The organism is Mycobacterium sp. NPDC050551 (assembly GCF_040674075.1).
In the GTDB taxonomy this organism is placed as follows: Bacteria; Actinomycetota; Actinomycetes; order Mycobacteriales; family Mycobacteriaceae; genus Mycobacterium.
Window position 1 is genome coordinate 221850 of sequence record NZ_JBFARC010000007.1, and the last position, 24533, is coordinate 246382.

Consider the following 24533-nt stretch of genomic DNA (forward strand, 5'->3'; position numbering starts at 1 on the left):
AAGCAATTGCCGTTGCTGTGCTCGAAAAGTGAAACACGGGCCTCACCAGTCACACTGGTACCAACACCCGGATGCGTTGTCGCGGTTGGCTAACGATTACGCGTCGGGCTCGAGACCTTCGCCGCCGATCGGAACCGGCCGCATCCGGCGCAGCTGGGTGACGTGCCGCGGTGTCAGTTCCTGCAGCGACGTGACCCCGAGCAGCCGCATCGTCCGGCCGATCTGGCCGGCCAGGATGTCGACGGCCCGCTGCACCCCGGCCTCGCCACCGGCCATCAGGCCGTACAGGTACGCCCGGCCGACGAGGCTGAACCGGGCGCCGAGCGCGAACGCCGCGACGACGTCGGCGCCGGACATGATGCCCGTGTCGACCAGGATCTCCGCATCGGCGCCGAGTTCACGCGCCACCACCGGCAGCAGATGGAACGGCACCGGCGCCCGGTCCAGCTGGCGGCCGCCGTGGTTGGACAGCAGCACACCGTCCACTCCGAGGTCGACGACCGCCCTGGCATCCTCGAGCGTCTGAATTCCCTTGACCACCAGCTTGTTCGGCCACTGCTGCTTGATCCAGGCGAGATCGTCGAAGGTGACGGTCGGGTCGAACATCGAGTCGAGGTACTCCGCCACCGTGCCCGGCCAGCGGTCCAGCGACGCGAACGACAGCGGCTCGGTGGTCAGCAGGTCGAACCACCACCGGGGCCGCGGGATCGCATCGAGGACCGTGCGCAGGGTGAGCGTCGGCGGAATGGACATGCCGTTGCGGGTGTCACGCAGCCGCGCGCCGGCCACCGGCACGTCCACCGTCACCAGCAGGGTGTCGAAGCCGGCCGCGGCCGCCCGCTCCACCAGCGCCATCGACCGCTCCCGGTCCTTCCACATGTACAGCTGGAACCAGTTGCGGCCGTTCGGGTTCGCCGCCTTCACGTCCTCTATCGAGCTGGTTCCCAGCGTCGACAGCGAGAACGGGATGCCGGCGCGGGCGGCGACGTGGGCGCCTGCGACCTCGCCCTCGGTGTGCATCAGCCGGGTGAAGCCGGTCGGCGCGATGCCGAACGGCAGCGCGGACGACGCACCGAGGATGTCGACGGAGGTGTCGATGGTCTCGACATCGCGCAGGATCGTCGGGTGGAACTCGACGTCGAGGAAGGCCTGCCGGGCACGGGCCAGCGACAGTTCCTCCTCCGCCGCACCGTCGGTGTAGTCGAAGGCGGCCCGCGGCGTCCGGCGCTTCGCGATCCGCCGCAGGTCGTCGATCGTGAGAGCCCGGTCGAGGCGTCGCTTCGTCGCGTCGAGCTGCGGCTTGCGGAAGCCGATCAGCGGGGCGAGTTCGGCCGGCCGGGGCAGGTGCCGTTTCACCGCAGGCCTACTTCTCCGAGGCGGCCAGCGCGCGCCGCAGGCTGGCGCGCCGCTCCTCGATCGCCCGGCCGATCTCCTGCAGCAGCATCGGCTTTCGAGCCACCAGATCTTCGATGTGTTCACGGTCGACCTGAAGCACGGTCACCTCCTCGAGTGCGTACGCGGCGGCGGTCACGGGCTCACGGGTGAGCGTGGTCTGCCCGAGGAACTCACCGGCCTCCAGGGTACGGATGGGAATCGCGCCGCCGTCGTCGTCCGTGGCCACCAGCTTGACCTTGCCGTTGACGATGAACATCATCCGCTTGGGGACCTGGCCTGCGACCTGGAGGTGTTCGTCGGTGCCGAAGCGGGTCAGCCGGGCGTGCGCGAGCAGGTCCTCCTGGTCGGACTGGTTGAGCCGCAGGGTCGGCGCGATGATCCGCACCGAACTCTGCATCCGGTCCGGCGTCTCGAACTCGTCCTCGGCCTCGTCGAGGTGCAGCCCCTCGCGCCGGGCCGCGTACCAGACCCAGCGAAGGAAACGCGATCTGGCGGCGAAGTCGTCGGCCGGTGAGCGCAGCGGGATCCCGGTGGTGTACTCCAGGCTGCCCGATCGCACGCTGTTCGGCGTGGCGCCCGGCCGCAGCTGTGGCAGCGCCGCCGCCACCCGGTTGAGCATGGCGCACACGTCGTCGGGCGGGTCGTCGACGGAGAAGATGGTGGTGACCGCCAGCGAATGGGCCCCCGGCGGCCTGCTGAAGTTGGTGAACGACGCCGCTGCGAGCACCGAGTTCGGGATGACCTGGGTGCCGCCGCCGGTGTCGATGTGGGTGGCGCGCCAGTTCACCTCGATCACGCGGCCCTTGGCCGACGGCGTCTGGATCCAGTCGCCGAGCTGGAAGGGCTGCTCGAACAGCACCAGCAGCCCCGAGATGATCTGGCCCACCGAGTTCTGCAGCGCCAGCCCGAGCACGATGGACGACACGCCCAGCGCGGTGAACAGACCGCCGACGTTGGCGCCCCAGATGTAGGCCAGGATGAGGCCGGCGCCGATCGCGATCAGCGCGAAGCGCGCCACGTCGAGGAAGATCGACGGAATGCGTTTGCGCCACGTGCCTTCCGGCGCGCCCTGGAACACGGTGGCGCTCAGCCCGGACAGCAGCAGCACCAGCACCACCACGCCGAACACCGTGGCGACGATGCGCACCGGCGTCGTCTCGCCGGAGATCTGCATCGCTCCGACCATCAGGACCAGCAGGGCGCCCAGCGGCAGGATGTAGTTGCGCAGCACGTGCACCGGGCCGGCCAGGAAACTGTTGCGGCGGCGCAGGGCGTTGTGGATCTCGGTGAGCAGCACCAGGGCGACCGGGAACCCGATCGCGATGCCGAGCGCCCAGTAGAACCACGTCTCGGCCAGGATGCTGGTCACGGCTGCCGCTCCGTGAGCCGCCAGATCGGCTGTTCCTCGCCGTCGACCGCGACCACGCCCGCGGAGCTGAAGGTCCGGCTGTCGCGCATCGCGTCGTACACCGCGGAGGTGACGTAGATGCCGGCCTGCGGTGACCCGCTCTGCACCCGGTAGGCCAGGTCGACCGCCGACCCCCACATGTCGTAGGCCAGCGTGGCCCGTCCGACCAGCCCGCTGCTGACGGTGCCGGTGTCGATGCCGGCGCGCAATTCCAGGTCATGGCCCGTCTCGGCGTTGAACCGGTCGATCGTGCGCTGCATCTCGACGGCGAAATCGACGGTGCGCCGGACGTTGTCGAGCCGGGGCACCGAGAGACCGCAGCTGGCCAGGTAGCCGTTGTGCAGCGTGCGCACCTGCTCCACCCCGAGATTCTCCGCAGCGGCGTCGAACTGCCGGGTCAGCTTGTTGACGATCATCAGCAGCTCGTCGGAGTTCAGGTCCGACGACAGTTCCTCCAGGCCAACGATGTCGGCGAAGATCACCGTCACGTCCTGGTGGTCCTGGGCGATCGTCTCCTCACCCTCGCGGTAACGCTGGACGACGGGTTCGGGCATCAGCGACAACAGCAGCCGGTCGTTCTCCCGGCGCTGCTCGGCCAGCAGTTCCTCCTTGATCGCCAGATTGCGGCTCATGTCGTTGAAGGCGACTGTCAGGTCGCCGAACTCGTCGCGGGTGCGGACGGGCAGCGTGACGTGGTAGTCACCCGAACTGATTTGTTGCGCACCGGATTCGAGGCGCCGGATGGGCCGCACGAACAACCGGGCCAGCAGCATCGCCGCCAGACACACCACGAAGATGATCACGGCGGTGCTCAGCACGAGCGTGCGGGTGAACGCCGTCACCGGGGCGAAGGCCTCGGAGGTGTCGATCTTGGCGATGATGGACCAGTTCAGCCCCTTCAGGTCCACCGGCGCATAGGCCTGCAGCGACTTCTGGCCGAGGTAGTCGTCTTCGATGACGGTGCCCGTCTGGCCGCGCTGGGCCTCCCGGGTCGCGTCGCTGGCGACGGGTTGCACCAGCGTGGTGCCGCGCTGGCGCAGCGAGTCGTCGGCGACCCCGGGCGGGGTACCCGCGTCGATGACGTCGGTGCGGAACTGCTCCGGATTCTCGATGAACATCCGGGAGTCCGACCGCATCAGGTCGTCGGGCCCGACCAGGAACGTCTCGCCCGTGGTGCCCATGCCTGCCGCCTCCCACTGACGGTCGGCGGTCATCAGGGTGTTGATCTTCGAGATCGGGAACTGCAGTGCGAGCACCCCGTCGACCCTGCCCTCGGGGCCGACGGGGGAGACCATCCACGCCGTCGGCTCGTCGGCGGGGATGTAGTCACCGAAATCGGTGATGCCGACGTAGTCGACGGCGTTGGACGCCAATGCCTTCTGATAGGCGTCGCGCAGCTGTCCCTCCCGGTAGGGCCCGGTCAGGATGTTGGTGCCGAGGTCGACGCCCTTGTAGGCGGTGTAGACCACGTTGCCGCGGGTGTCGAGCAGCAATGCGTCCTCGAACCCGAAGCGGGTGACGATCTCCCGGAAGAAGTCGTTGTAGCGCGCGTTGGCGGCCGACCACGCGCTGCCGTCGCGGGCGTCGTCGAACCGGATCGCCTTCTCGAAGTCGTCGAAGGGCGCGGTGTAGTACGCCTGCAGGTACCGCTCGGCGTTGGACGTGGGCAGCAGGCCCGCGACGTCCAGTTCCTCGCCGGTCTGCTCCCGCTTGGCGACGGCGAACTGGTTCCTGTAGTAGTCGGTCAGCGACTGGGACTGCGCCGGATTCAGCGGCGCATCGGCCAGCTGGTCGAAGCCCGTGGTGAACGCCTCGATCGACTGGATCGCGGTGGCGCCGCGGGTGTAGATCACCAGCGAGTCCTGCAGGTCGGTGAACTGCGCCTCGAGTTGGCGTGACTGGGAGGCGCGAATCTCGGTGAGCCGGTCGAACACCGACTCCCGCAGCGACGAACGTCCCGACTGGTAGCCGATGAACCCGACCACCGCCACTGACAGGACACTGGTCATCAGCAGCATCACCAGGAGTTTCGACTGGATGCTGATGCGCGACAACACGCGGCGCCGCAGGCTTCGGCGGGCGGGAGCCGGCACGGTGGGGTGAGAGGAGTCCGGCTCCTCGGAAGTCGTCATCGAGACTAGAAGGCTAGCTGGCCCGACGGCCCGATGCGGGGGCTGTGGGCAAAATGTCGCCGACGCGGCGGCGGACATGTGTCACCGTGGCGGACATGACCACCGACGACGCCTTCGATCTGCAGCGCTTCGTGACCGCGCAGGAGCCCGTCTACGACACGGTGCTGGCCGAACTGCGGGCGGGCCGCAAGCGCTCGCATTGGATCTGGTTCGTGTTCCCGCAACTGCGCGGACTGGGCCGCAGTGCCACCGCCGACCGGTTCGGCATCGCATCGCTCGCCGAGGCACGGGCCTACCTCGAGCACCCGGTGCTGGGACCGCGGCTGCGGGAATGCACGCACCTGGTCCAGCAGCTCGAGGGCCGGTCGGCCGAGGACGTCTTCGGCTTCCCCGACGTGCTCAAGGTGCGCTCGTCGATGACGCTGTTCGCCCGCGCGGCCGACGACGACGCCGACTTCGCCGCCGTGCTGGAGACGTTCTACGGCGGCGAGCAGGACCCGGCGACCGTCGAGCGGTTGGCCTGAGCGCAACCGGGGGACCGATCAGCCCGGTGCGATGATCACCCAGCCGTCCGGGGCGACCTCGGTGTGCTCGATCTCCTCCGACGGCGGGGCCCCGGAACCGGCGATCACCCGGCCGTGGCCGAATCCGAACTCGGACAACGACACCTGCAGCGGCTTGGCCGGGTCGACGTTGAGCGCCACCAGCAGCCGCTCTCCGTCGCGCGCGGTCTGGTAGACGTAGTGGGTGTTGGTCAGCGCCAGCGCGGAGGTCGTCGCCTCGTGCAACCACGGGTGGCGCCGGCGCAGCCCGATGAGATGCTGGTGCAGCCGGTAGGAGTCGCCTGCGGCATCGTCGGAAAGCGGCGGTGGAGAACCGAATTCGGGGCGGATCGCGTCGTCGCCGCCGAACCGCTCCTCCTTGACGCCCCGATAGGCCAGTTCGTCGCCGGCGTAGACGCTGGGGGTGCCGCCGATGGTGAACAGCAACACCAGCGCGTGCTCGACGTGGCGCGGGTTCTCCAGCTTGCTGGCGATGCGCGTGACGTCGTGGTTGCCGACGAAGGTCAGCGGGACGAACGACGCGAGGAAGTCGTTGTGGCGCTGCATCGCCCAGTCCAGCTCGTGGAAGTTCCCGTCGTTGAGGCTGCTCCAGACCGCCTTCCAGAGCTCGTACTGCGTCACCGAGTCGAACCCGGCCCCCGCCACCTGGGCGGCGTAGTCGCCGTGAATCACCTCACCGACGAACCACGCGTCGGGGAACGACTCCCGCACGGCGGGCAGCACCTGCGCCCAGAAGTCGTCGGGCATCGCGTACGCGGCGTCGAGCCGCCAGCCGTCGGCGCCGCGCGCCAGCCAGTGCCGCATCACGTCGACGGTGTAACCGACCACCTCGGGATTGCGGTGGTCCAGCGCGATCAGTTCGCCGTGCCCCTCGAAGGTGCCGAACTCGCCGCCGCGCGTGCGGAAGAACCCCCGGGCGTCGGCGTCGCCGTCGACAGCCCGCCGGTAGCGGTCGAAGTCGGTGCCGACGTGGTTGAACACGCCGTCCAGCAGCACCCGCAGCCCGCGCTGGTGCGCCTCGGCGACGAGGTGGTCGAAGTCGGCGTCGTCACCGAGGCGCGGATCGATGCGGTAGTGGTCGGTGGTGTCGTAGCCGTGGGTGCGCGAGGCGAACACCGGGCCCAGCGCCAGGCCGGAGGCCCCGAGCGCGATCGCGTGATCCAGCCAGTCCACGATGCGCCGCAGCCGGTGCTCGTCGGGTCCTGGCGGGGGGTCGGCCGGGTGCGCGCCGACGAACCCCAGCGGGTAGACCTGCCACCAGATCGCGTGCCGCACCCAGTCCGGCCCGGTCATGCCGGGGTTCCCGCCGGCCGGAACTTCGCCTCGTAGAGCGTCCTCATGGTGTCGGCCAGTTGGGGTGCGGGCCCGTCGACGGCGACGGCGGGCGCGATGGTGGTGATCGGCAGCGTGGCCACCGGGGGTGGCGGGGCACCCCATTCGGCGAGCCAGCCGGCCAGCTGGGCCGACGACGTCGCATAGACGATGCGGCCCAGTCCGACCCAGGCGTGACCGGCCGCGCACATCGGGCAGTGCTCGCCGGAGGTGTACACCGTCGCGCGCGCCCGCTCGGCGGGGCTGAGGTGGTCGACGGCCCAGCGGGCGATGGCGAATTCGGGATGGGCGGTGGCGTCGCCGTCCTTGACGCGGTTGTGGTCCTCGAAGCGGATCTCGCCTGCCTCGTCGACGAGCAGTGAGCCGAAGGGTTCGTCGCCGGCGTCGAGCGCGGTGCGGGCGAGTTCGACGCAGCGGTGCAGCCTGCCGAGGTCGTCGTCACTGATCACCACGCGCAGTTTACGCAGCGTGCGCCGCCCCGATGACGGATGGCCGATTGGACGCGCGGAGCTGCGCGAACACCATTACGGTGACCAGATGATCCGGTGCGTGCGGTTGTGGACGGGCGACGACGACACGTCTCGGTTCCAGATCGGGCGCCTGGAGATGCGCCCGGGCCGCAACGACGACCTGGTGTCCGCGGTGATGCCGTCCACCCACGTGACGGTCGAGGAGACCGCGGTCGGCGGCGCGCTGGCCTGGCACACCGCGCCGGTCCGTCAACTGGTGGTGACGCTCGCGGGCAGCCTGGTGTTCTCCACCCGTGACGGCGAGGACTTCGCCCTCGGCGCGGGCGACGTGCTGCTCGCCGAGGACACCGCCGGATCCGGGCACAAGTGGCGGCTCGAGGGTTCCGAGCCGTGGCGCAGGCTGTACGTCGTGCTCGCCGACACCACCGAGGTCGCGTTCGTCGCGGACTGACCTGCCGGCTTCAGTGACCCGCGACGACGTCCGACTCGTCCACGGTCACCGGGTCTCTCGCGCCGCGCAGCAGCGTGCACGCCGCGCAGATGGCGCCGAAGAACAGGTACCCGAGTGCCACCTGGGGGCTGGCCGCCCATGCCACCTGCGGGGCGTGGATGAGCCCGACGAAGGACAGCACGGCGCCGACCGCCGAGGCTGCCGCCGCGTAGAGGAACTTCTTCTCCAGGATGAACGTCACCATGGTGCCCAGGATCAGGCCGACCAGCACCGCCCCCTCGCCGAGCGTCTTGAGTCCTTCGTAGACCACCCCTGCCCCGTTCAGCGCCTCCATCCCGACCGCGTCCGCACTGGTGCCCGCGGCGTTGAGGGCGTTGTCGATCAGGCCGTGCGCCCACTGCGCGAGGTTGGGCAGCAGCGCGGCCACCACGGCCACGGCGTGCAACCGGGGCACCGCCTGGAACGCCTGCGCCCCGATGAGCAGGCCGATGTAGAGCAGGATCGGCACGATCGCGGGTACCGGCAGCAGCGCGTCGAGCACTCCGAACAGCCCGATGAAGCAGAACACCCCGATCACCACCCCGCTGGCCAGCGAGTAGCCCGCGCGGCCTCCGGCGTCCTTCCAGCCCGGGTGCCCGATGTAGACCGCGGGCGGGAAGGGCGATCCGAACGCCGAGCCGACGACCGCGCCCGCGCCGTCGGCGAGCAACACGCTGCGCAGGTTGTAGTTGTCGCCCGCCGCCGCGGCGCTCTCTACGTTGCTCATCGCCTCGGTGAAGTTGTAGACACCGAGCGGGATCGCCGTGCCCAGCAGCGGCGCCAGGTCGGTGAGGCCGTTGACCAACAGGTCGAGCCGGAGGTCGGGAACGCCGAGCGCGATGTCGGAGACCGCCTGCCCGACGTCGGGGGCCGACATGTAGCCGCCCGCCCACCCGATGGCGGTGCCGATCAGGAGTGCGACCAGCCCGACCGGGATGTTGCCCGGCAGGCGGACATCGGTGAAGAAGCCGATCAGGATGATCGCCAGGACGGGCAGGCCGATCCACGCGGCCTCCCACATCTGGGCGGCCGGCCGCATGGAGATGAACGTGATGGAGATGCCGGCCAGGGTGCCGAGCATCGCGGCCCGCGGTGTCAGCCTGCGGATGTAGGGCCCGACGAAGGCGCCGATCATCACGATGACGCCGATCAGGAACGCCCAGGCCAGTCCGGCCTGCCACGCCTGCACCGGGTCGTCGGTGTTGAGATAGACGGGCAGCATCACCACGAAGACGACGATGAACATGTGCGGCACGCTCGGTCCGTACGGCAGCGCCGTGACGTCGGAACGGTTCTCCCGGCGGGCGAGGCGCCGCGCCAGGAAGGTGTAGTACAGGTTGCCGAGGATCAGCGCTACGCCGAGCGCGGGCAGCACGGTGCCGAGCACATCGGCGGCGGGTACGGCGATGACGCCGATCATCAGGCCGGTCAGGGTGAGCACGTTGACCAGGATGTTGAAGCCCAGCCCGAAGAAGGCGTTCAGATCGCCGCGCGTCCACCACGGGTTCGGCGGCGCCGCCTCGGCGGGCGGATCGGCAGGGGTGTGCTCGAGGTCGGTGCTCACGTGGCGATCTCCTGGGCTGCGGGGGTGGACAGGGCGTCGAGGGCGGGGATCACGGCGGCGGTGTCGGCGACCCAGCCGAAGATGCCGCCCTGCGCGGCGACCATCTCCAGTCCGACCCGTTGAAATTCCGGGAAATACGAACCGACGCAATCGGATACGACGACACACTCGTAACCGCGGTCGTTGGCCTCCCTGGTGGTGGTGTGCACGCACACCTCGGTGGTGACGCCGGTGATCAGCAGCTGGCTGATACCGGCCGACGTCAGCACCTCCTGCAGTGCGGTGGCGTAGAACGCGCCCTTGCCCGGTTTGTCGATCACCGTCTCGCCGGGCAGTGGCGCCAGCTCGTCGACGATGTCGTGGCCGTATTCGCCGCGGATGAGGATGCGGCCGTAGCGGCCCGGGTCGCCGATCCGCTGGGACGGGGCGCCGCGATTGAGTTTGGCCGGCGGGCAGTCCGACAGGTCGGGCCGGTGCCCTTCGCGGGTGTGGATCACCATGACCCCGGCCGAGCGTGCCGCAGCGATGAGGGCGGCCAGCGGAGCGACCACCCGCTGCAGACGGCCGACATCGTTTCCGAGGCTCTCCCCGAACCCGCCCGGCAACAGGAAGTCCCGCTGCATGTCGATGACGATCAGCGCGATCTTGCCGGCCACCGCGGTGAACGGGCCTGGCGCGGCGGCGATCTCGGCTGACTGGATCACACGTGCTCCTCGGTGGTCACAACGGCTCTGGCGTGGGCGGTGACGGCGGCGCGCGGCTCGTCGAGGATCTGCGCGGCGAACTGCAGCACGGTGTCGTCGGTGAGAGCGCCGCCGAGCAGCATCGCGCTGTGCGGCCTGCCGTCGGCGGTGACGCCGAGCGGTACCGCCACGCCGAGCAGGTCGAGCAGGTTGCCGAAGTGCGTGTAGTGGCCGAGCATCGTGTTGGTGTCGATCGGCTGGTCGAGCACCTGCGCCACGGTGAACGTCGTTCCGACCGTGGGCACCACCAGCACGTCGATCCGCTCCCAGATGCGGCCCGCGGTCGCCTTGAGTTCCTGCAGCCGCTGCAGTGCGGAGAACGCGTCGACGGCGGTGTAAGCCTGTCCGCCGCGCAGGATGTCCCGCACCACCGGGTGGATCGATTCGGCTGCGGTGGCGAGGAATTCGCCGAACTCGACCAGCCGCTCCGCCACCCACGGGCCCTGGTAGAGCAGGGCGCCTGCGGCCAGGAACGGCGCGAGCGGGACGTCCACGACGTGGTGACGGCGGGACAGCTGATCACGGAACGCCATGTGCGCGTCGGCCATCGCGGTGTCGCCGAAGAACTCGAGGTCGTCCGCGCCGGGCAGTCCGACGCGGATCTCGGCGCCGGCATAACGCGGGCCGGGGTCGCGCGACCACGGGTCGTCGTCGTCAGGCGCGGCCATCACCGCGATGACGCGGTCGACGTCGTCGACGCACCCCGCCATCACGCTCAGGCAGTCGAGCGACCTGCAGGCAGGCACCAGACCCACGGTGCTGATCAGCCCGCGCGACGGCTTGAAGCCCACGACGCCGTTGAGCGCGGCGGGCACCCGGCCGGAGCCCGCGGTGTCGGTGGCGACCGCGAACGGGACCTGGCCCAGCGCCACCGCCCGTGCGGACCCCGAGCTCGATCCGCCGCAAATCATCTCGTCTCCGTAGACGCTGCGCGGCACGGTGTACGGGGTGCGGGTGCCGTTCAGGCCGGTGGCGAACTGGTCCAGGTTGGTCTTGCCGACGTACAGGGCGCCTGCGTCGAGCAGCCGCTGCACGGCGGGTGCGGTCCGGTCCGGGACGTAGGCGTAGTCCGGGCACGACAGCGTGGTCGGCACGCCTGCGACGTCGATGCTGTCCTTGACCCCGAACGGCACGCCGTAGAGCGGCAACGTCCGTGCCCCCGTGCGGCTCTCGATCTCGGCGGCGGCGGCGAGCAACTCCTCGCGCGGCATCGTCGACAACCACGTGCCGTCGTCACCCTGTGCTGCGATGGCGTCGGCCACCCGCGCTGCGGTCCTGCTGGGGGAACCGGTCCCGCCGGCGTGGGAGGACAGGATCTCGGCCACCGACGGACCGGCAGTCGGGCCGCGCATTTCCACTGGCATAACCGTCGATTGTCGACAGAATGATGGCGGATACGGGTCGCTGGTGTGTCGATCGTGTTAGCGCTCGTCCGGAAGGTCGTCGGGAAGGTCGTCGGGAAGGTCGACGTACCTGAGATGTCCGTGGTCGGCCAGGGCGGCGACGACCACCGCCGGATCGTTGGACTGCAGCGCGGTCAGGATCGCCCGGTGGCGCGCGATGCCGTCGCTGGCGGTGTGCCGGGCCTCGGTGCGCAGGTTCCGCGCCATCGGCAGCTGCAGCTTGAGCAGGATCGGCGCCATCGTCAGGTCCAGCTGGCGGTTCCCGGCCAGCCCGGTCACCGTGGCGTGGAACCGGCGATGAGCGTCGTCGCGGGTCAACTCGTCGGCGGCCGACTGCATGTCGTCGAGTGCCGCCCGGACGGGAGCCAGGGCCGATTCGAGGTCCGGCCGGGGCAGTGCGGTGTCGATCGCGTGGCATTCCAGCACATGACGCAGCGCGAACAGGGCCCTAATGTCGGCGGGGGAGCAGTCGACGACCCGGGATCCGCGCCGCGGCATCTGCTCGACGAGACCCTGCTGGGCGAGCAGGCGCAGCGCCTCGCGCAGCGGCGCCCGGCTGATCCCGAACTCCGTGCAGAGCCGCTCCTCGACGAGCTTCTCTCCCGGCCGCAGCGCGCCGCTGAGGATGGCGTCGCGCAGCCGCTCACCCGCGACGTCGACGAGTGTCGGGGGCAGCGCGTGGCGCGACGCGTCGACCCGGGGTGCGGCCATGGCGGTCAATGGTAGGAACTCGCCGCCGGGTCCGCTTCGTTGTGCGCCCATGCCGACTCTCACCGCGACCCTTCCGAACCCCCGCGTGCAGGCCGAACGACTCATTGCCGTCGGGGTGCACGAGCTGGCCGGCCTGCCCGCGGACGCACTGCGCGAGGCGGCCGAACGCGCAGGCGGCGACGGCGTCCTGCTCGCGGTCGACCCGGTGCGACTGCCGCCCTCGGTGCTGGCCCCGCTGCTCCGCAGGCGCGACAAGGCCGGTTTCGTGGTCACCGACATGGCCGACGTCGACGAGTTCGTGCCGCTGACCACCGCGATTCCGCCCGGCGGACCGCTGTACGTGGTGCGTGATGTCGACCGCGGTGACGAGATGGCGAACTGGAGTCCGGACGAGGCGCTCCCGGCGATCGAGGCGGCCGGCCGCACGCCGCTGACCCTGGCCGAGGGACTGCACTGGCTGATCCAGCAGCCCGACGCCCTGCAGCGCGGCCGCTGCTTCATGACCGTCGGCTCCCGTCGGCGCAAGCCGGACGGAAAGCTCGACGCGCGCACCCCGGCGCTGTGGATCAGCAATGGCACCGGACGTGACGGACCGGGGCGTCGCGATGCCCCCAAGGTCGGCTGGTGCTGGGCGGGCAACCGGCATACTTGGCTCGGATTCGCTTCTGCGGCAGGGCGATCGGTGCTCTGATCGGCTGCGTCAGTGCGGATCGGGAGTCAACCAGCGTTTTACCCAGCGGCGCAGCCGGTCGGCATCGGTCGCTGTGCCCGCCGCGGCGAGGTAGCCGTCCGGGCGGACCAGTAGCCAGGCGGCGGGATCGCCGGTGATGGTGGGGGCCGAGGCGAGCCGCCGCACCGTCACGGCGGCCGACCGGCCGGTGTGCAGGTGTTCGTCGTCGGCGAAGACGAAGAGCGTCGGGCCCGCCAGGTCGATCAGGTCGTGCAGGCGCCGGTGCTCACCGTCGGCGGTGACCACGGCGGCGTCGGGGACACGGTCGCCGGCGCGCAGGTCGCCGATGCGGCCGCCGTCGGCACTGAGCGGCGCCCCGCGGTAGCCGGCGCTCAGCTGGCCGAGCCGGTCGGCAGCCTTGCGCTGCACCTGAATTCGTCGGAGCACCAGCGGCGCCAGCCGGGTGAGCGCCGCGTGTGCCAACGGACTGGTGGAGTTGAACGCGGCGGTGGCGCGTTCGGTCATGGTGACGAGGTCGCGGATGACGGGTAACCGGTCGGACTCGTAGGTGTCGAGGAGTTCGGGCCGTGCCCGGCCGGCGAGCACGAGTGCCAGTTTCCAGGACAGGTTGACCATGTCCTGGATGCCTGCGTTCATCCCCTGGCCGCCCGCCGGGCTGTGCACATGGGCGGCGTCGCCGCCGAGGAACACCCGCCCCGCGCGCAGATGGGCGGCGTGCCTGCTGTTGATCCGGAAGCGGGAACTCCACCGCAGCTCCACCAGCCGCGCCGGGATGGCGGCCGTGCGGTCGTAGAGCTGCTGGATGCCGGCCAGGGTCGGTTCCGCGGCGTCGCCGGTGAGCCCGTCGGGGTCGGTGGCCATGAACCGGAAGTGGCCGGCGCCCATCGGGAACACGGCGAGGAATCCGCGTCGGCCCAGGAAGATCGACAGCTGGTCCTCGGGCACCTCGCCGGTGAGCGACAGGTCGCCGAGCACGTAGGAGTGCGACAGCTGCCTGCCCTCGAAGGCCACTCCGGTCGCCTTGCGGATGACGCTGTGCGCGCCGTCCGCGGCGATGACGTAGTCGGGCCGCACGATCTCGGCGCGCCCCTGGCCTGTCCGCAGGTGCACCGCGACGGAGTCGTCGTGCTGGTGCAGCGCCGTCACCTCGACGCCTCGCTCGACCTTGCAGCCCTGGCGGCCGAGTTGTTCGGTCATCACGCGTTCGGTCTCGGACTGGTCGAGCAGCAGTACGTAGTTGAAATCACTGGCCATCCGGTGCAGTTCGATCTCGGCGAGCTTGCCGCCTCTCGCGTACAGCGCGGTGGCCCTCGCCCGGTTCCCGAGTCGCAGCAATTCGTCGCCCACCCCGCGGGGGCGCAGCAGTTCGACGGTCCTGGCCTGGATGCCCAGTGCCCGCGAGGTGGCCGACGGCACGCCGGCCCTGTCGACGATCCGCACGTCGACGCCGAGCCGCGACAATTCCAGCGCGGCGGCGAGCCCGGTCGGGCCGGCGCCGACGATCAGCACTGTCGGATCGTTCATGTCCACCACTCCTCATGTCAACAGGCGATGACTTCAACCGTAGGCGGCAGCGGGTGGTCAAGTCAACAGCCGATGACTTGACTGCTCGGCCCGCGACTCGACACCGGCGACGAGAACGTGTTCTAGTGCTGGGATGCCGCGCTTCACCCACGTCGAGCACCTCACTCCGGACGACGTGGCGCAGATGCGGGCCACCTACGGCGCACTCGCCGACTCGGTGCGCGAACTCGTCGACGCCACCATCCGCACCGAGGTCGACGCGGATGCGGTGGCCACGGCGCGCGCCCAGATCGACGCCGCCACCGCGCTGCTGCGATCGAACCAGGTCGACGGCGCGTTCGGCGTCCGGATCACCTCGCACGGTGACCGGATGCCGTGGGGGAACCCGGTGATCGGCGTCCGCAACCCCGTCGCACCGCCGTTGGTGATCGACAGGGACGACACCGGTGCGGTCCGCACCGACTTCCACCTGGGCGCGGCCTACGAAGGGCCGCCCGGACACGTGCACGGCGGCGTCGTGGCGATGGTGCTCGACCACGTGCTCGGCGAGGTGGCCGCCAACGATCCGGAGAGCCCGCGCTTCACCGGCACCATCAGCGTCCGGTACCGGCGCGCCACCCCGCTCGGGCCGCTTCGCGCCGAGGGCAGGGTGGAACGGATCGACGGCATCAAGGCCTACGCCGCCGGCCACATCGCCGACGCGGACGGTGTCACCGCGGAGGCCGAAGGCGTGTTCATCCTGCCGCGGTGGGCGCGCGGCTGAGCCTCAGGGCAGCGCCTTGTCGCCCTCGGACAACCGGGCGAGTTGCGCGGTGATCACGCCGATCTCGGCGACCAGCACCCGGGCCGCCGCGAGATCGGACGGCAACGACGCGGCCACCTCGCGGACCTTCGCGTAGGCAGCGGCGAGCGCCTCGCCGTCGACCGTCCACGCCGCCGTCGGATCCGGGAAACCGCCGCGCAGCACGTCGACGTAATCGTCGACGACGGTGACGAATTCGATGGTCATCGCCGCGGGCAGCTGACCGGGCAGGTTGTTCTCCAGCGCGGTACACGACGCGGTGACGGCGTTGAGCGCCGACCGGTACGTGCGCAGCCACAACCGCAGTTCGCGTGCCGCGACACGGGTGGTCCCACATGCCGCCTCGAACGCCGCGCGCGACCGGAAGGCCCGCTGCCACGCGGCCGACACCGCATCCGCGGGCCGGTCGACGTCGTGCACGAAGGCCCGGATCACCGCGGCCGCGTAGTCGACCTCGGCACGCAACAGCTCGCCGGCCCGTTGCCGCAGCCGGACCAGGCCGTCGTCGGGCAGCAGCACGTGACCCAGCACGGCGAACGCGCCGCCGACCAGCACCGCGGTCAACCGGTCGGTGAGCGCTGCGGCGCCTGCGACGGCCGAGACGTCCACCAGGAACACGATCGAGGCGGCCAGCCCCGCGCTCACGGCGATGTATCCGTACGTCGACATCACGTAGGTGAGACCGAGGCAGAGCACGGCCAGCGCCGCCGCCACCAGACCTGTCGGGTGCCACATCACCGTGACCACCGACGCGACGCCGACGCCGGCGAGGACCCCGGCGATGCGGCCCCCGCACCGCGTGTACGTGTGCGCCGTCTCCGGACGAAGCACCAGCAGCACCGTGAGTGCCACCCAGTGCCCGTGCGGGAACTCGGCCCAGCGCGCGAATGCCGTCCCGGCCGCCGCGGCGGCGCCCAGCCGGATCGCGTGCCGCAGGATCGACGAGGTCCGGTCGAGCTGGCCGCGCACCGCCCTGATCCGGGTGCGCGCCGCCGCCTCGACGTCGGCGCGGGTCAGCCGGCGCAGGTCCGACGGCGTGGAGGCGATCTCGCTGAACTGCACGGCGACGGCCTCCCGCAGTGACGACACGAGGCGTTGCGCCACCGCCCTTTCGGGTCCGACGGCCATGTCGGCGGCGGCGAGAACGGCCGCTACGGCGTGCACGGCGTCGTCACGGTCGCGCACGGCGATCGCCTGCAGGGTTTCGGCGGCCGCAGCCAGCAGGCGGCTCCGGACGGCGGGGTCGGCGGCCTTCGCCGCCGCCGTGACCGCCGCCGCGATGCGCTCGGGCAACCCGTACCACTGCCGATACGCCAGCGGGCGGCGCCGCGCCTGATAGTCCGACAGCGTGAAGGCGTCGCGCAGATGACGCAGCGGCGCCGGGTCGACGCGTGCGCCTGCGTCCTCGGACAGCGCGCGGCAGTTCTCACCGAGCGAGCGGTACGCCCGCTGCGACGCCGCCCGCTGCGTCCGCCACCGCCGTCGCGGCCGGACGGCGATCAACACCGCCTGCACCAGGCCGCCCGCCACGGCCAGGCCGGCCGCCACCGCCGCGTCCACCGGCGGGCTGGGCGGCGCGACGACCAGCAGCACCGCCGTCGCCGTGGCGAGCAGGCCGGTGTTCGCGCTGAACGTCCACATCAGCCCGGCGAGCCAGCACCACACGGCAACGAGGGCGACGAACACGACCGGTAGCCCGGACGTCAGGCCGCCGAGGCCGACCGCGACGCCCATCGCGAGCGAGACGAGTACGACCCGCGCTCCGGGACCGCGCGGCTCGTCCTGCAGTGCGGTGCCGCCGGCGATCGCGGCCGCTCCGGCCGCCGCGGTGGCCGCCCCGATCGCGCCGAACCGCAGCGCGACAGCGGCCACCAGCAGCACGCCGGCCAGGCTTCGGAGCACCGCCCCGAGGTCGAGCGGCCAGGTGGGCGCCGCCCGCTCGAGCGTCAGCGACCGAAGATGCACCCGCCCATTCTCACCCGTGGGCGGCGCGTCGCGCGGCAGGGCGCGACCTCGGTTCGGCAACGAAATGTAGGTTTCACCCTCGTGGAGAAGGTCATGATCACGCTGCGGTCCGATCAGGTCGACGAGGCGTGGTGTGAGCGGCTGCGCGGCGAGGTCGCGGCGGAGCTCCTGGACACGGGCGTGCCGGGGCTGGCGGTGCAGGTGCGTGACGCGGTGGTCCGGGATTCGCTGATGACGTTGACCACCATGGATCCTCCCGTGATGGCCGTGGTCAGTGTCTGGACGCAGCAGTACTACGGCGGCCAGCTGGGCGCGGTCCTCGAGCGCCTGTCGCACGAGTGCACCGAGGCGGCGGCGTACCTGGTCACCGAGTCCGTGCCGCTGGCGCCGCCGACGCCCGCGCCGGGTGAGCGGGCGGCCGGACTGGTCAACGTGGCACTGCTGCGCCGCCCGGCCGATCTCGACGAGGCGACCTGGCTGACCCGCTGGCACGTCGACCACACGCCCGTCGCGCTGGCCACCCAGGCCACGTCCGGTTACGTGCAGAACACGGTGGTGCGGGCACTCACGCCGGCCGCGCCGGAGATCGCCGCGCTGGTCGAGGAGACCTTCCCGCTGGAGGCGGTGTCCGACCTGCACGCCTTCTTCGGCGCCGCGGACGACGCCGATCTCGGCGACCGGATGCGGCGGATGCTCGCCAGCACCGGGCGATTCGGCGCCGATCGCACGGTCGACACCGTGCCCACCAGTCGCTACGTGTTCCGCACGCCGTTCGCAGCGACCACCTGAGCGCACCCGCCCACGGCGCGGTTGCGTACTCTGCTCGCCGTGACACTGCAGATCAGTGATGACGGCCCGGTCCGCACGATCACCCTCGACCGGCCGGCGTCACTCAACGCGTTCAACGAGGCCCTCTACGACGCGACCACGATCGCGTTGCGCGAGGCCGACGCGGACCCGCAGGTGTCGGTGGTGCTGCTGACCGGGGCGGGCCGGGCGTTCAGTGCAGGCAACGACCTGAACGAGATGGCCGCCCGGGTCACCGATCCGGACTTCGAGTCGGGCGAGTACGGCTTCCCGGGAATGATGGAGGCGTTGCTCACCCTGCGCAAGCCACTGGTGTGCGCGGTCAACGGCCTGGCGGTCGGTATCGGCACCACCATCCTCGGCTATGCCGATCTGGTCTTCATGTCGAGCGCGGCGCGGCTGAAGTGCCCCTTCACCAGCCTGGGTGTGGCGCCGGAGGCGGCGTCGTCCTACCTGTTGCCGCAGTTGGTCGGCAGGCAGAACGCGGCGTGGATCCTGTTGTCCTCGGAGTGGATCGACGCCGCCGAGGCGCAGCGGATGGGCGTGGCATGGCGGGTGTGCGAGCCCGAGGAGCTGCTGGCGGAGGCGCGCAGGCACGCCGAGTTGCTCGCGTCGCGCCCGCTGACGAGCCTGATGGCGGTCAAACACACCATGGTGGAGCCCACCCGGGCCGCGGTCCGTGAGGCGATCGCCCGGGAGTACGACCAGTTCGCCGAACTGCTGGGCTCCGTCGCCAACTCCGAGGCGCTGGCAGCCTTCGCCGACCGGCGCGACCAGGGGGAGTAGGTCAGCGTCCCGCCGGGGTCGCGGAGTCGTTGACCTGGTGCGCGGCGATGATCGCGCGCAGCGTGCGCCGGCACCGGCCGCAGTCGCTGCCCGCGCCGCAGGCCTCGGCGACCTGCTTGGTCGTCGTCGCCCCCGCGGACACCACGTCGTCCACCACATGACTGGTGACGCCGAGGCACAGGCAGACGAACATCAGCTCACCCGTTCGTTCCGCCGTCGATGCTCATCAGGCCCGCGAAGCGCCCGACGAACTGGGTGGGGTACGCACCGAGGCCGGCGTGCGACATCCACTCCGCCGCGGCGTCGGGATGCTCGATCCAGTGCCGCGCGCTGGCCTCGTCCTGGATCTCCTGCAGGATCATCACTTCCTGCCCGTCGTCGAGCGCCCGGTACACCCAGATCTTGCGGACACCGCCACGCTTGAACCGGTCAAGTCCCTCGTGGATCTTGACCATCAGGGCCGGCACGTCGTCGACCGAGGACATGACGCCGACGACGGTGCGGCCGACGTGTTCCTCCGAGGTCGGTCCGCACAGATCGATCTTCTCGACCACCTCACCGCCGAAGATCGGCGGGATGTCCTCGACCCCGGAGATGTCGAACCATTCGAAAATGGTCGGAGATCGCAATATCTCGCGCATCGACAAGGGGTTGCGCAGACCGATCGTCACCAACACACGGCCGGGCTCCCAAATCGACCTGTAGAGAACGACGTGGTGTGCGCCGATCGTATCCAGGCCGGATTCGTGTTTTTGTAGCCATCGCCACATTCGATCGACGTCGTCGACCCTGAAATCGCACGCGAGAATGAGCGAGTGGAGGTCGTACTCACCCATTGATTTCCACCTGTCCGAGATACCGGCCGACGCGTTAGCGCAGTCTAACCTTAGTTAGGACAGGCAGTCCAGAGAGCCCCCACTTGGAAGGTGAGGCTGCCTTCCGAACGACGCCGGCTGGTCCGAAAACACGCCCCGGACAGGCGTAATGAGGTGCCGATCCGGCGACTTCTGCACTAGATTGAAGGCGCGACGCAGATGGCGACACGTTGATCGGCCCTCAAGGTGTTTAGGAGCGAACATGCAAGGCGATGCCGAAGTCCTCAAATTGCTCAATGAGCAGTTGACGAGCGAATTGACAGCAATCAATCAGTATTTCCTGCATTCCAAGATGCAGGACAACTGGGGCTTCACAGAATTGGCTGCGCACACTCGGGCGGAATCGTTCGAAGAGATGCGGCACGCCGAGTCGATCACCGATCGAATTCTCATTCTCGACGGGTTGCCGAATTACCAGCGACTGTTCTCGCTGCGCGTCGGGCAGACGCTGCGTGAACAATTCGAGGCCGACCTGGCGGTCGAGTACGAGGTGATGGCCCGGCTCAAGCCGGGGATCACGCTGTGCCGGGAGAAGGAAGACCACACCACCGCCAACCTCTTCGAGTACATCCTCGCCGACGAGGAGAAGCACATCGACTACCTCGAGACCCAACTGCAGCTGATGGACAGGCTCGGGGAGCAGCTGTACGCGGCGCAGTGCGTGTCCCGCCCGCCGGGCAGCACGGCGGAGTAGCCACCGGCGGCGCCGCCCGCCACATCTCACACCGGATTGTCCGGGTAGCCGGCCGCAGGAACGGGAAGCCCCGTCCTGCGGCCGATCTGCGTCGGCCGTAACTTTTCTAGCCTAGCTAACGATAAAGCGTCGGGCGGCGAGAAAGGCAGGTATGACGACCACCACCGCGACCACAACGGCTGCAGATCCCGAGGACCGCAGCGTGATGCTCGGCGCCCGGCGCCGGAACCTGGTTTTCGTCGCCGTGCTTCTCGGGATGCTGCTGGCGGCCCTGGACCAGACCATCGTCGCCACCGCCCTGCCCACCGTGGTGGCGGATCTCGGCGGCGCCGGGCACCAGTCCTGGGTGGTGACGAGCTATCTGTTGGCGTCGACGATCGCCACGGCGATCGTCGGCAAGCTCGGCGATCTGTTCGGTCGCAAGCTGGTGTTCCAGGCCGCGATCCTGTTCTTCCTCGGCGGCTCGGTGCTGTGCGGGATGTCGGAGTCGATGACGATGCTCGTCGCCTCCCGTGCGCTGCAGGGCATCGGCGGCGGCGCCATCATGGTCACCGCGACCGCGCTGATCGGCGAGGTCATCCCGTTGCGCGACCGCGGCCGCTACCAGGGCGCCCTCGGTGCCGTGTTCGGCGTGACGACGGTGGTGGGACCGCTGCTCGGCGGATTCTTCACCGACCACCTCACGTGGCGGTGGGCCTTCTGGATCAACGTGCCGGTCGCCATCGTCGTGCTCATCGTCGCCGCCACCGCCATCCCGGCCCTGGCCCGCGGCGCGCGGCCGGCGATCGACTACGCCGGCATCGTCCTGGTCGGCCTCGGGGCCTCCGGCCTGACACTGGCCACCAGCTGGGGTGGCGGCGAGTACGCCTGGTCGTCACCGGTCATCATCGGGTTGTTCGCCGGCTCGGCCGTCGCGCTGGCCGCCTTCGTGTGGGCGGAGAGGCGGGCCGCAGAGCCGATCCTGCCGATGCGCCTGTTCGCGAGTCCGGTCTTCACGGTGTGCTGCGTGCTGTCGTTCATCGTGGGTTTCGCGATGCTCGGCGCGCTGACGTTCCTGCCGACGTTCATGCAGTTCGTCGACGGGGTGTCGGCCACGGAATCGGGTCTGCGGACACTGCCGATGGTGGCCGGCCTGCTCATCACGTCGACCGGCAGCGGCATCCTCGTCAGCCGCACCGGCAGGTACAAGATCTTCCCCGTCGTCGGCACCGCCGTGATGGCGGTGGCCTTCGTGCTGCTGTCCCGGATGGACGCCGCCACCCCGCTGCTGCTGCAGTCGCTCTACCTGTTCGTGCTCGGCACCGGCATCGGGCTGTGCATGCAGGTGCTCGTGCTGACCGTGCAGAACACCTCGGCGTTCGACGACCTCGGCGTCGCGACCTCGGGCGTCACCTTCTTCCGCACCATCGGCAGCTCGTTCGGCGCGGCCATCTTCGGCTCGCTGTTCGCCAACTTCCTCGACGACCGCATCGTCGCGGCCATCGCGGCCAGCGGAGCGCCGCCCGCCGCCGCCGAGTCACCACAGGCGCTGCACGCGCTGACGACGCAGCAGGCGGCGCCGATCGTCACGGCGTACGCGGACTCGCTCGGGCTGGTCTTCCTGTGCGCCGCACCGGTGGCACTGGTCGGGTTCTTCGTCGCGCTGCTGCTCAAGGAGGTGCCACTGCGCGAGATGGAGACCGGCGTCGCGGTCGACCTCGGCGAGGGCTTCGGCATGCCCAGTACCGAGACACCCGAGAAGCTGCTGGAGAGCACCATCGGCAGGTTGATGCGCAACTCTCCCGACATCCGGCTGCGCAACGTCGCCGGCTGCCAGGGCTGTGAACTGGACGTCGCCCGGCTGTGGGCGCTGCTGCAGATCTACCGGCACAACCAGGCCTTCGGCACCGCCGAGCTGACCACGATCGCCGACCGGCTGCGCATTCCGTGCGAGGTGATCGAACCGATCTTCGGCCGGCTCGTCGACACGGGATACGCCTTGCGAACGGGCAACCGGCTGTGGCTGACCCAGCGCGGCGCGCGGCAGGTCGATGCCGCCTCCGCCGCGCTCGTCAGCCTCATCGTCGACAAGCTGGCGCAGTCCCCGACATTCGAGGGACGGCCCGACCGGCTGCAGGTCGAGGCCGCGCTGGAGCGCATCGCGCACCGCATGCTGGTGCAGCGTGAGTGGGGTGACGAGCCCGCCGAACTCGTCCCGGCCGGACCCGCGGCGCCGACAAACTAGAACGCGTTCCAATTCCGGCCGATGCGCCGTACGATCCGTCCATGAGCCGAATCGGAGATTTCGCCGACGATGACGTCACCGCCTTCGCGGTCCGGTCACCCGACCTCGGCTCGGCGATGGCGAACTTCACCCAGGCGGTGTACGCCAAGGGCCGGTTGCCGCTGCGCGTGCGCGAACTGGCGCGGATCGTCATCGCCGACTCGAACGAGTGCGTCGTCTGCCTGAACACCCGCGACTCCGACGGCGCCGCCGCAGGCGTCGATGAGGACCTCTACACCCACGCGTCGGAGTGGCGGACGTGGCCCGGCTACAGCCCGGCCGAACGGATCGCCGCCGAGTTCGCCCACCGGTTCGTCACCGACCACACCGGCCTGCGCGACGACGAGGACTTCTGGCAGCGGGCAGGCGAGCACTTCGACGGCGATCTGATCACCGACCTCGCCATCTCGTGCGCCATGTGGTTGGGGATGGGCCGGGTGCTGCGCACCCTCGACATCGGCCAGTCCTGCCGGATCACGCTGTAGAAGGCGCTAGCCGAACATCTGACCGCGGCGCAGTTCCCCCCGCCGTGGTGCACCCGCGCCATGCACAATGACGGGCATGGCAGCCAAACCGCTGGCCGCAGCGGCCATCGCCCAGCTCGAGTCCGACGGAGTCGCCACCCTGATCGGCACCGTCGTCAATCCCGCAGGACTGACGCACGCCAAGACGGTGCCGCTGCGCAGGATGGGCGCGTTCGCGGACCCGGGTCTCGGCGCCAGCCCCGTCTGGCACGCCTTCACCATCGACCAGGTCGGCATCGCGGTCAGTGACGCCATCGGTCCCGTCGGCGATCAGCGGATCCGCATCGACCTCGGCGCGTTGCGCATCCTCGGCGACGGACTCGCCTGGGCCCCGGGGGCGTTCTTCGATCAGGACGGCGCGCCCGATCCCTACTGCACCAGGGGTGCGCTGCGCCGCGTCGAACAGCGGCTGGAAGACGCGGGGCTCACCGCGGCGGTCGGACACGAACTGGAGTTCCTTCTGGTCGGGCCCGACGGCGCCCGGCTGCCGGCGCACTCCTGGGCGCAGTACGGGTTGGCGGGCGTGCTCGAGTACGAGGGGTTCGTCCGTGACGTCACCGAGGCGGCCACCGGATCCGGGGTGGCCATCGAACAGTTCCACGCCGAGTACGGCCCGAACCAGTTCGAGATCTCGCTCGCCCCGCAGTCTCCCGTCGCCGCCGCAGACCACCTGGTGCTGATGCGGATCATCGTCGGCCGGGTGGCCCGCCGGTACGGGCTGCGGGTCAGCCTGTCGCCGGTGCCATTCGCCGACAGCGTGGGATCCGGTGCCCACCAACACTTCTCGCTGCGCGAGGGCGACTCGCCGGTGTTCTCCGGCGGGCCCGGCGCGCACGGGATGACACCGACGGGGGAATCCGCCGTCGCGGGCCTGGTCGCCGGCCTGCCCGATGCGCAGGCGACGCTCTGCGGATCCGTGCTGTCCGGCCTGCGCGTACAACCCGGCCACTGGTCGGGCGCCTACGTCTGCTGGGGCACCGAGAACCGGGAAGCCGCAGTGCGTTTCCTCACCGGGGGACCGGGCAACCCGCACGGCGGCAACGTCGAGGTCAAGGTGATCGACCCGTCGGCCAACCCCTATCTGGCCTCGGCCGCCATCCTCGGACTGGCACTCGACGGCATCGAGCGTGAGCTGGCGTTGCCGACCGAGACGACCGTCGACCCCGCGACACTCAGCGAGGAGCAACGCGACCGCGACGGCACCGTGCTGCTGGCCGCCGAGCAACACGTCGCACTCGACCGGCTGGACCGGTCGGCGCTGCTGCGCGGCATCCTCGGCGACGAAGTGGTCGACTCCGTGCTGGCGGTCCGGCGCTACGAGCAGGAGAACTTCGGCGGCCTGTCACCCGAGGAGCTGTGCGACAAGTTCCGGATGGCCTGGAGCGTCTAGG

General features: G+C 70.2%; 23 protein-coding genes. 10 read left to right on the forward strand and 13 right to left on the reverse strand.

Features of this window, described 5'->3' with window-relative positions:
- Window positions 1-96: 96 nt before the first annotated feature.
- Genes AB0K11_RS25430 through AB0K11_RS25440 form a run of 3 tightly spaced genes read right to left on the reverse strand, consistent with a single transcriptional unit; the run spans window position 97 to window position 4821 of the window.
- The gene (locus tag AB0K11_RS25430) at window positions 97-1356 is read right to left on the reverse strand and encodes an alpha-hydroxy acid oxidase (protein ID WP_364983746.1); all 1260 of its coding nucleotides are present in this window, start codon (window positions 1354-1356) and stop codon (window positions 97-99) included.
- A gap of 7 nt (window positions 1357-1363) precedes the next feature.
- On the reverse strand, window positions 1364-2764 hold the full coding sequence (locus AB0K11_RS25435) for a mechanosensitive ion channel family protein (RefSeq protein ID WP_364983749.1): 1401 nt from the start codon (window positions 2762-2764) through the stop codon (window positions 1364-1366).
- Window positions 2761-4821 (reverse strand): adenylate/guanylate cyclase domain-containing protein, encoded by a 2061-nt coding sequence (locus AB0K11_RS25440; RefSeq protein ID WP_364984168.1) that lies wholly within the window; start codon window positions 4819-4821, stop codon window positions 2761-2763. The genes AB0K11_RS25435 and AB0K11_RS25440 overlap by 4 nt, the downstream gene beginning before the upstream one ends.
- Before the next feature lie 209 nt (window positions 4822-5030).
- On the opposite strand from AB0K11_RS25440, the gene AB0K11_RS25445 reads away from it, so the two are divergent.
- Window positions 5031-5459: a DUF1810 domain-containing protein gene (locus AB0K11_RS25445; protein ID WP_364983752.1), complete on the forward strand. Its 429-nt coding sequence runs from the start codon at window positions 5031-5033 to the stop codon at window positions 5457-5459.
- Window positions 5460-5477: 18 nt separating this feature from the next.
- On the opposite strand, the gene AB0K11_RS25450 is transcribed toward AB0K11_RS25445, so the two are convergent.
- Entirely contained in the window at window positions 5478-6791 is a 1314-nt protein-coding gene (locus AB0K11_RS25450) for an alpha-amylase family protein (protein ID WP_364983755.1), read from the reverse strand.
- Entirely contained in the window at window positions 6788-7282 is a 495-nt protein-coding gene (locus tag AB0K11_RS25455; RefSeq protein ID WP_364983759.1) for a nucleoside deaminase, read from the reverse strand. Before AB0K11_RS25455 ends, AB0K11_RS25450 begins: the two co-directional genes overlap by 4 nt.
- A gap of 85 nt (window positions 7283-7367) precedes the next feature.
- Here AB0K11_RS25455 and AB0K11_RS25460 point away from each other — a divergent pair, with 85 nt between their 5' ends.
- Window positions 7368-7751 (forward strand): cupin domain-containing protein, encoded by a 384-nt coding sequence (locus AB0K11_RS25460; RefSeq protein WP_364983762.1) that lies wholly within the window; start codon window positions 7368-7370, stop codon window positions 7749-7751.
- 10 nt (window positions 7752-7761) lie between these two features.
- Here the strand turns inward: AB0K11_RS25460 and AB0K11_RS25465 are convergent, their stop codons facing one another.
- The 4 genes from AB0K11_RS25465 to AB0K11_RS25480 are packed head-to-tail and all read right to left on the reverse strand — an operon-like array spanning window position 7762 to window position 12211.
- Window positions 7762-9354 (reverse strand): regulator, encoded by a 1593-nt coding sequence (locus AB0K11_RS25465; RefSeq protein ID WP_364983765.1) that lies wholly within the window; start codon window positions 9352-9354, stop codon window positions 7762-7764.
- On the reverse strand, window positions 9351-10055 hold the full coding sequence (locus AB0K11_RS25470; protein ID WP_364984171.1) for a cysteine hydrolase: 705 nt from the start codon (window positions 10053-10055) through the stop codon (window positions 9351-9353). Before AB0K11_RS25470 ends, AB0K11_RS25465 begins: the two co-directional genes overlap by 4 nt.
- Complete coding sequence (locus AB0K11_RS25475; RefSeq protein ID WP_364983768.1) at window positions 10055-11461, reverse strand: allophanate hydrolase; 1407 nt, start codon at window positions 11459-11461, stop codon at window positions 10055-10057. Before AB0K11_RS25475 ends, AB0K11_RS25470 begins: the two co-directional genes overlap by 1 nt.
- 57 nt (window positions 11462-11518) lie before the next feature.
- On the reverse strand, window positions 11519-12211 hold the full coding sequence (locus tag AB0K11_RS25480; RefSeq protein ID WP_364983771.1) for a GntR family transcriptional regulator: 693 nt from the start codon (window positions 12209-12211) through the stop codon (window positions 11519-11521).
- 49 nt (window positions 12212-12260) lie between these two features.
- Between AB0K11_RS25480 and AB0K11_RS25485 the strand changes: the two genes are divergently transcribed.
- The gene (locus AB0K11_RS25485; RefSeq protein WP_364983773.1) at window positions 12261-12902 is read left to right on the forward strand and encodes a DUF5701 family protein; all 642 of its coding nucleotides are present in this window, start codon (window positions 12261-12263) and stop codon (window positions 12900-12902) included.
- A gap of 9 nt (window positions 12903-12911) precedes the next feature.
- Here AB0K11_RS25485 and AB0K11_RS25490 read toward each other — a convergent pair whose 3' ends face one another.
- Window positions 12912-14426, reverse strand: a complete 1515-nt coding sequence (locus tag AB0K11_RS25490; RefSeq protein ID WP_364983775.1) for an FAD-dependent oxidoreductase — start codon at window positions 14424-14426, stop codon at window positions 12912-12914.
- A gap of 133 nt (window positions 14427-14559) precedes the next feature.
- On the opposite strand from AB0K11_RS25490, the gene AB0K11_RS25495 reads away from it, so the two are divergent.
- Window positions 14560-15189, forward strand: coding sequence for a PaaI family thioesterase (locus AB0K11_RS25495; RefSeq protein ID WP_364983777.1), 630 nt, complete (start codon window positions 14560-14562; stop codon window positions 15187-15189).
- A 3-nt stretch (window positions 15190-15192) separates the two neighbouring features.
- Here AB0K11_RS25495 and AB0K11_RS25500 read toward each other — a convergent pair whose 3' ends face one another.
- Window positions 15193-17193 carry an FUSC family protein gene (locus tag AB0K11_RS25500; RefSeq protein WP_364983780.1) on the reverse strand — a complete coding sequence of 667 codons (2001 nt, stop codon included), beginning with the start codon at window positions 17191-17193 and terminating at the stop codon, window positions 15193-15195.
- 81 nt (window positions 17194-17274) lie between these two features.
- On the opposite strand from AB0K11_RS25500, the gene AB0K11_RS25505 reads away from it, so the two are divergent.
- Complete coding sequence (locus AB0K11_RS25505) at window positions 17275-17982, forward strand: hypothetical protein (RefSeq protein ID WP_364983783.1); 708 nt, start codon at window positions 17275-17277, stop codon at window positions 17980-17982.
- 39 nt (window positions 17983-18021) lie between these two features.
- The gene (locus AB0K11_RS25510; RefSeq protein WP_364983786.1) at window positions 18022-18786 is read left to right on the forward strand and encodes an enoyl-CoA hydratase-related protein; all 765 of its coding nucleotides are present in this window, start codon (window positions 18022-18024) and stop codon (window positions 18784-18786) included.
- 1 nt (window position 18787) lies between these two features.
- On the opposite strand, the gene AB0K11_RS25515 is transcribed toward AB0K11_RS25510, so the two are convergent.
- Window positions 18788-18979 (reverse strand): (2Fe-2S)-binding protein, encoded by a 192-nt coding sequence (locus AB0K11_RS25515; RefSeq protein ID WP_364983789.1) that lies wholly within the window; start codon window positions 18977-18979, stop codon window positions 18788-18790.
- Between the two features lie 4 nt (window positions 18980-18983).
- The gene (locus AB0K11_RS25520) at window positions 18984-19622 is read right to left on the reverse strand and encodes a fatty-acid--CoA ligase (RefSeq protein WP_364983792.1); all 639 of its coding nucleotides are present in this window, start codon (window positions 19620-19622) and stop codon (window positions 18984-18986) included.
- Window positions 19623-19863: 241 nt separating this feature from the next.
- Here AB0K11_RS25520 and bfr point away from each other — a divergent pair, with 241 nt between their 5' ends.
- From bfr to AB0K11_RS25540, 4 genes are all read left to right on the forward strand, one after another.
- On the forward strand, window positions 19864-20355 hold the full coding sequence (gene bfr, locus AB0K11_RS25525) for a bacterioferritin (protein ID WP_364983795.1): 492 nt from the start codon (window positions 19864-19866) through the stop codon (window positions 20353-20355).
- Between the two features lie 205 nt (window positions 20356-20560).
- Window positions 20561-22579, forward strand: a complete 2019-nt coding sequence (locus AB0K11_RS25530) for an MDR family MFS transporter (RefSeq protein ID WP_364984174.1) — start codon at window positions 20561-20563, stop codon at window positions 22577-22579.
- Window positions 22580-22620: 41 nt separating this feature from the next.
- Entirely contained in the window at window positions 22621-23103 is a 483-nt protein-coding gene (locus AB0K11_RS25535; RefSeq protein ID WP_364983798.1) for a carboxymuconolactone decarboxylase family protein, read from the forward strand.
- 67 nt (window positions 23104-23170) lie between these two features.
- Window positions 23171-24532: a glutamine synthetase family protein gene (locus AB0K11_RS25540; RefSeq protein WP_364983801.1), complete on the forward strand. Its 1362-nt coding sequence runs from the start codon at window positions 23171-23173 to the stop codon at window positions 24530-24532.
- Window position 24533 lies beyond the last annotated feature (1 nt).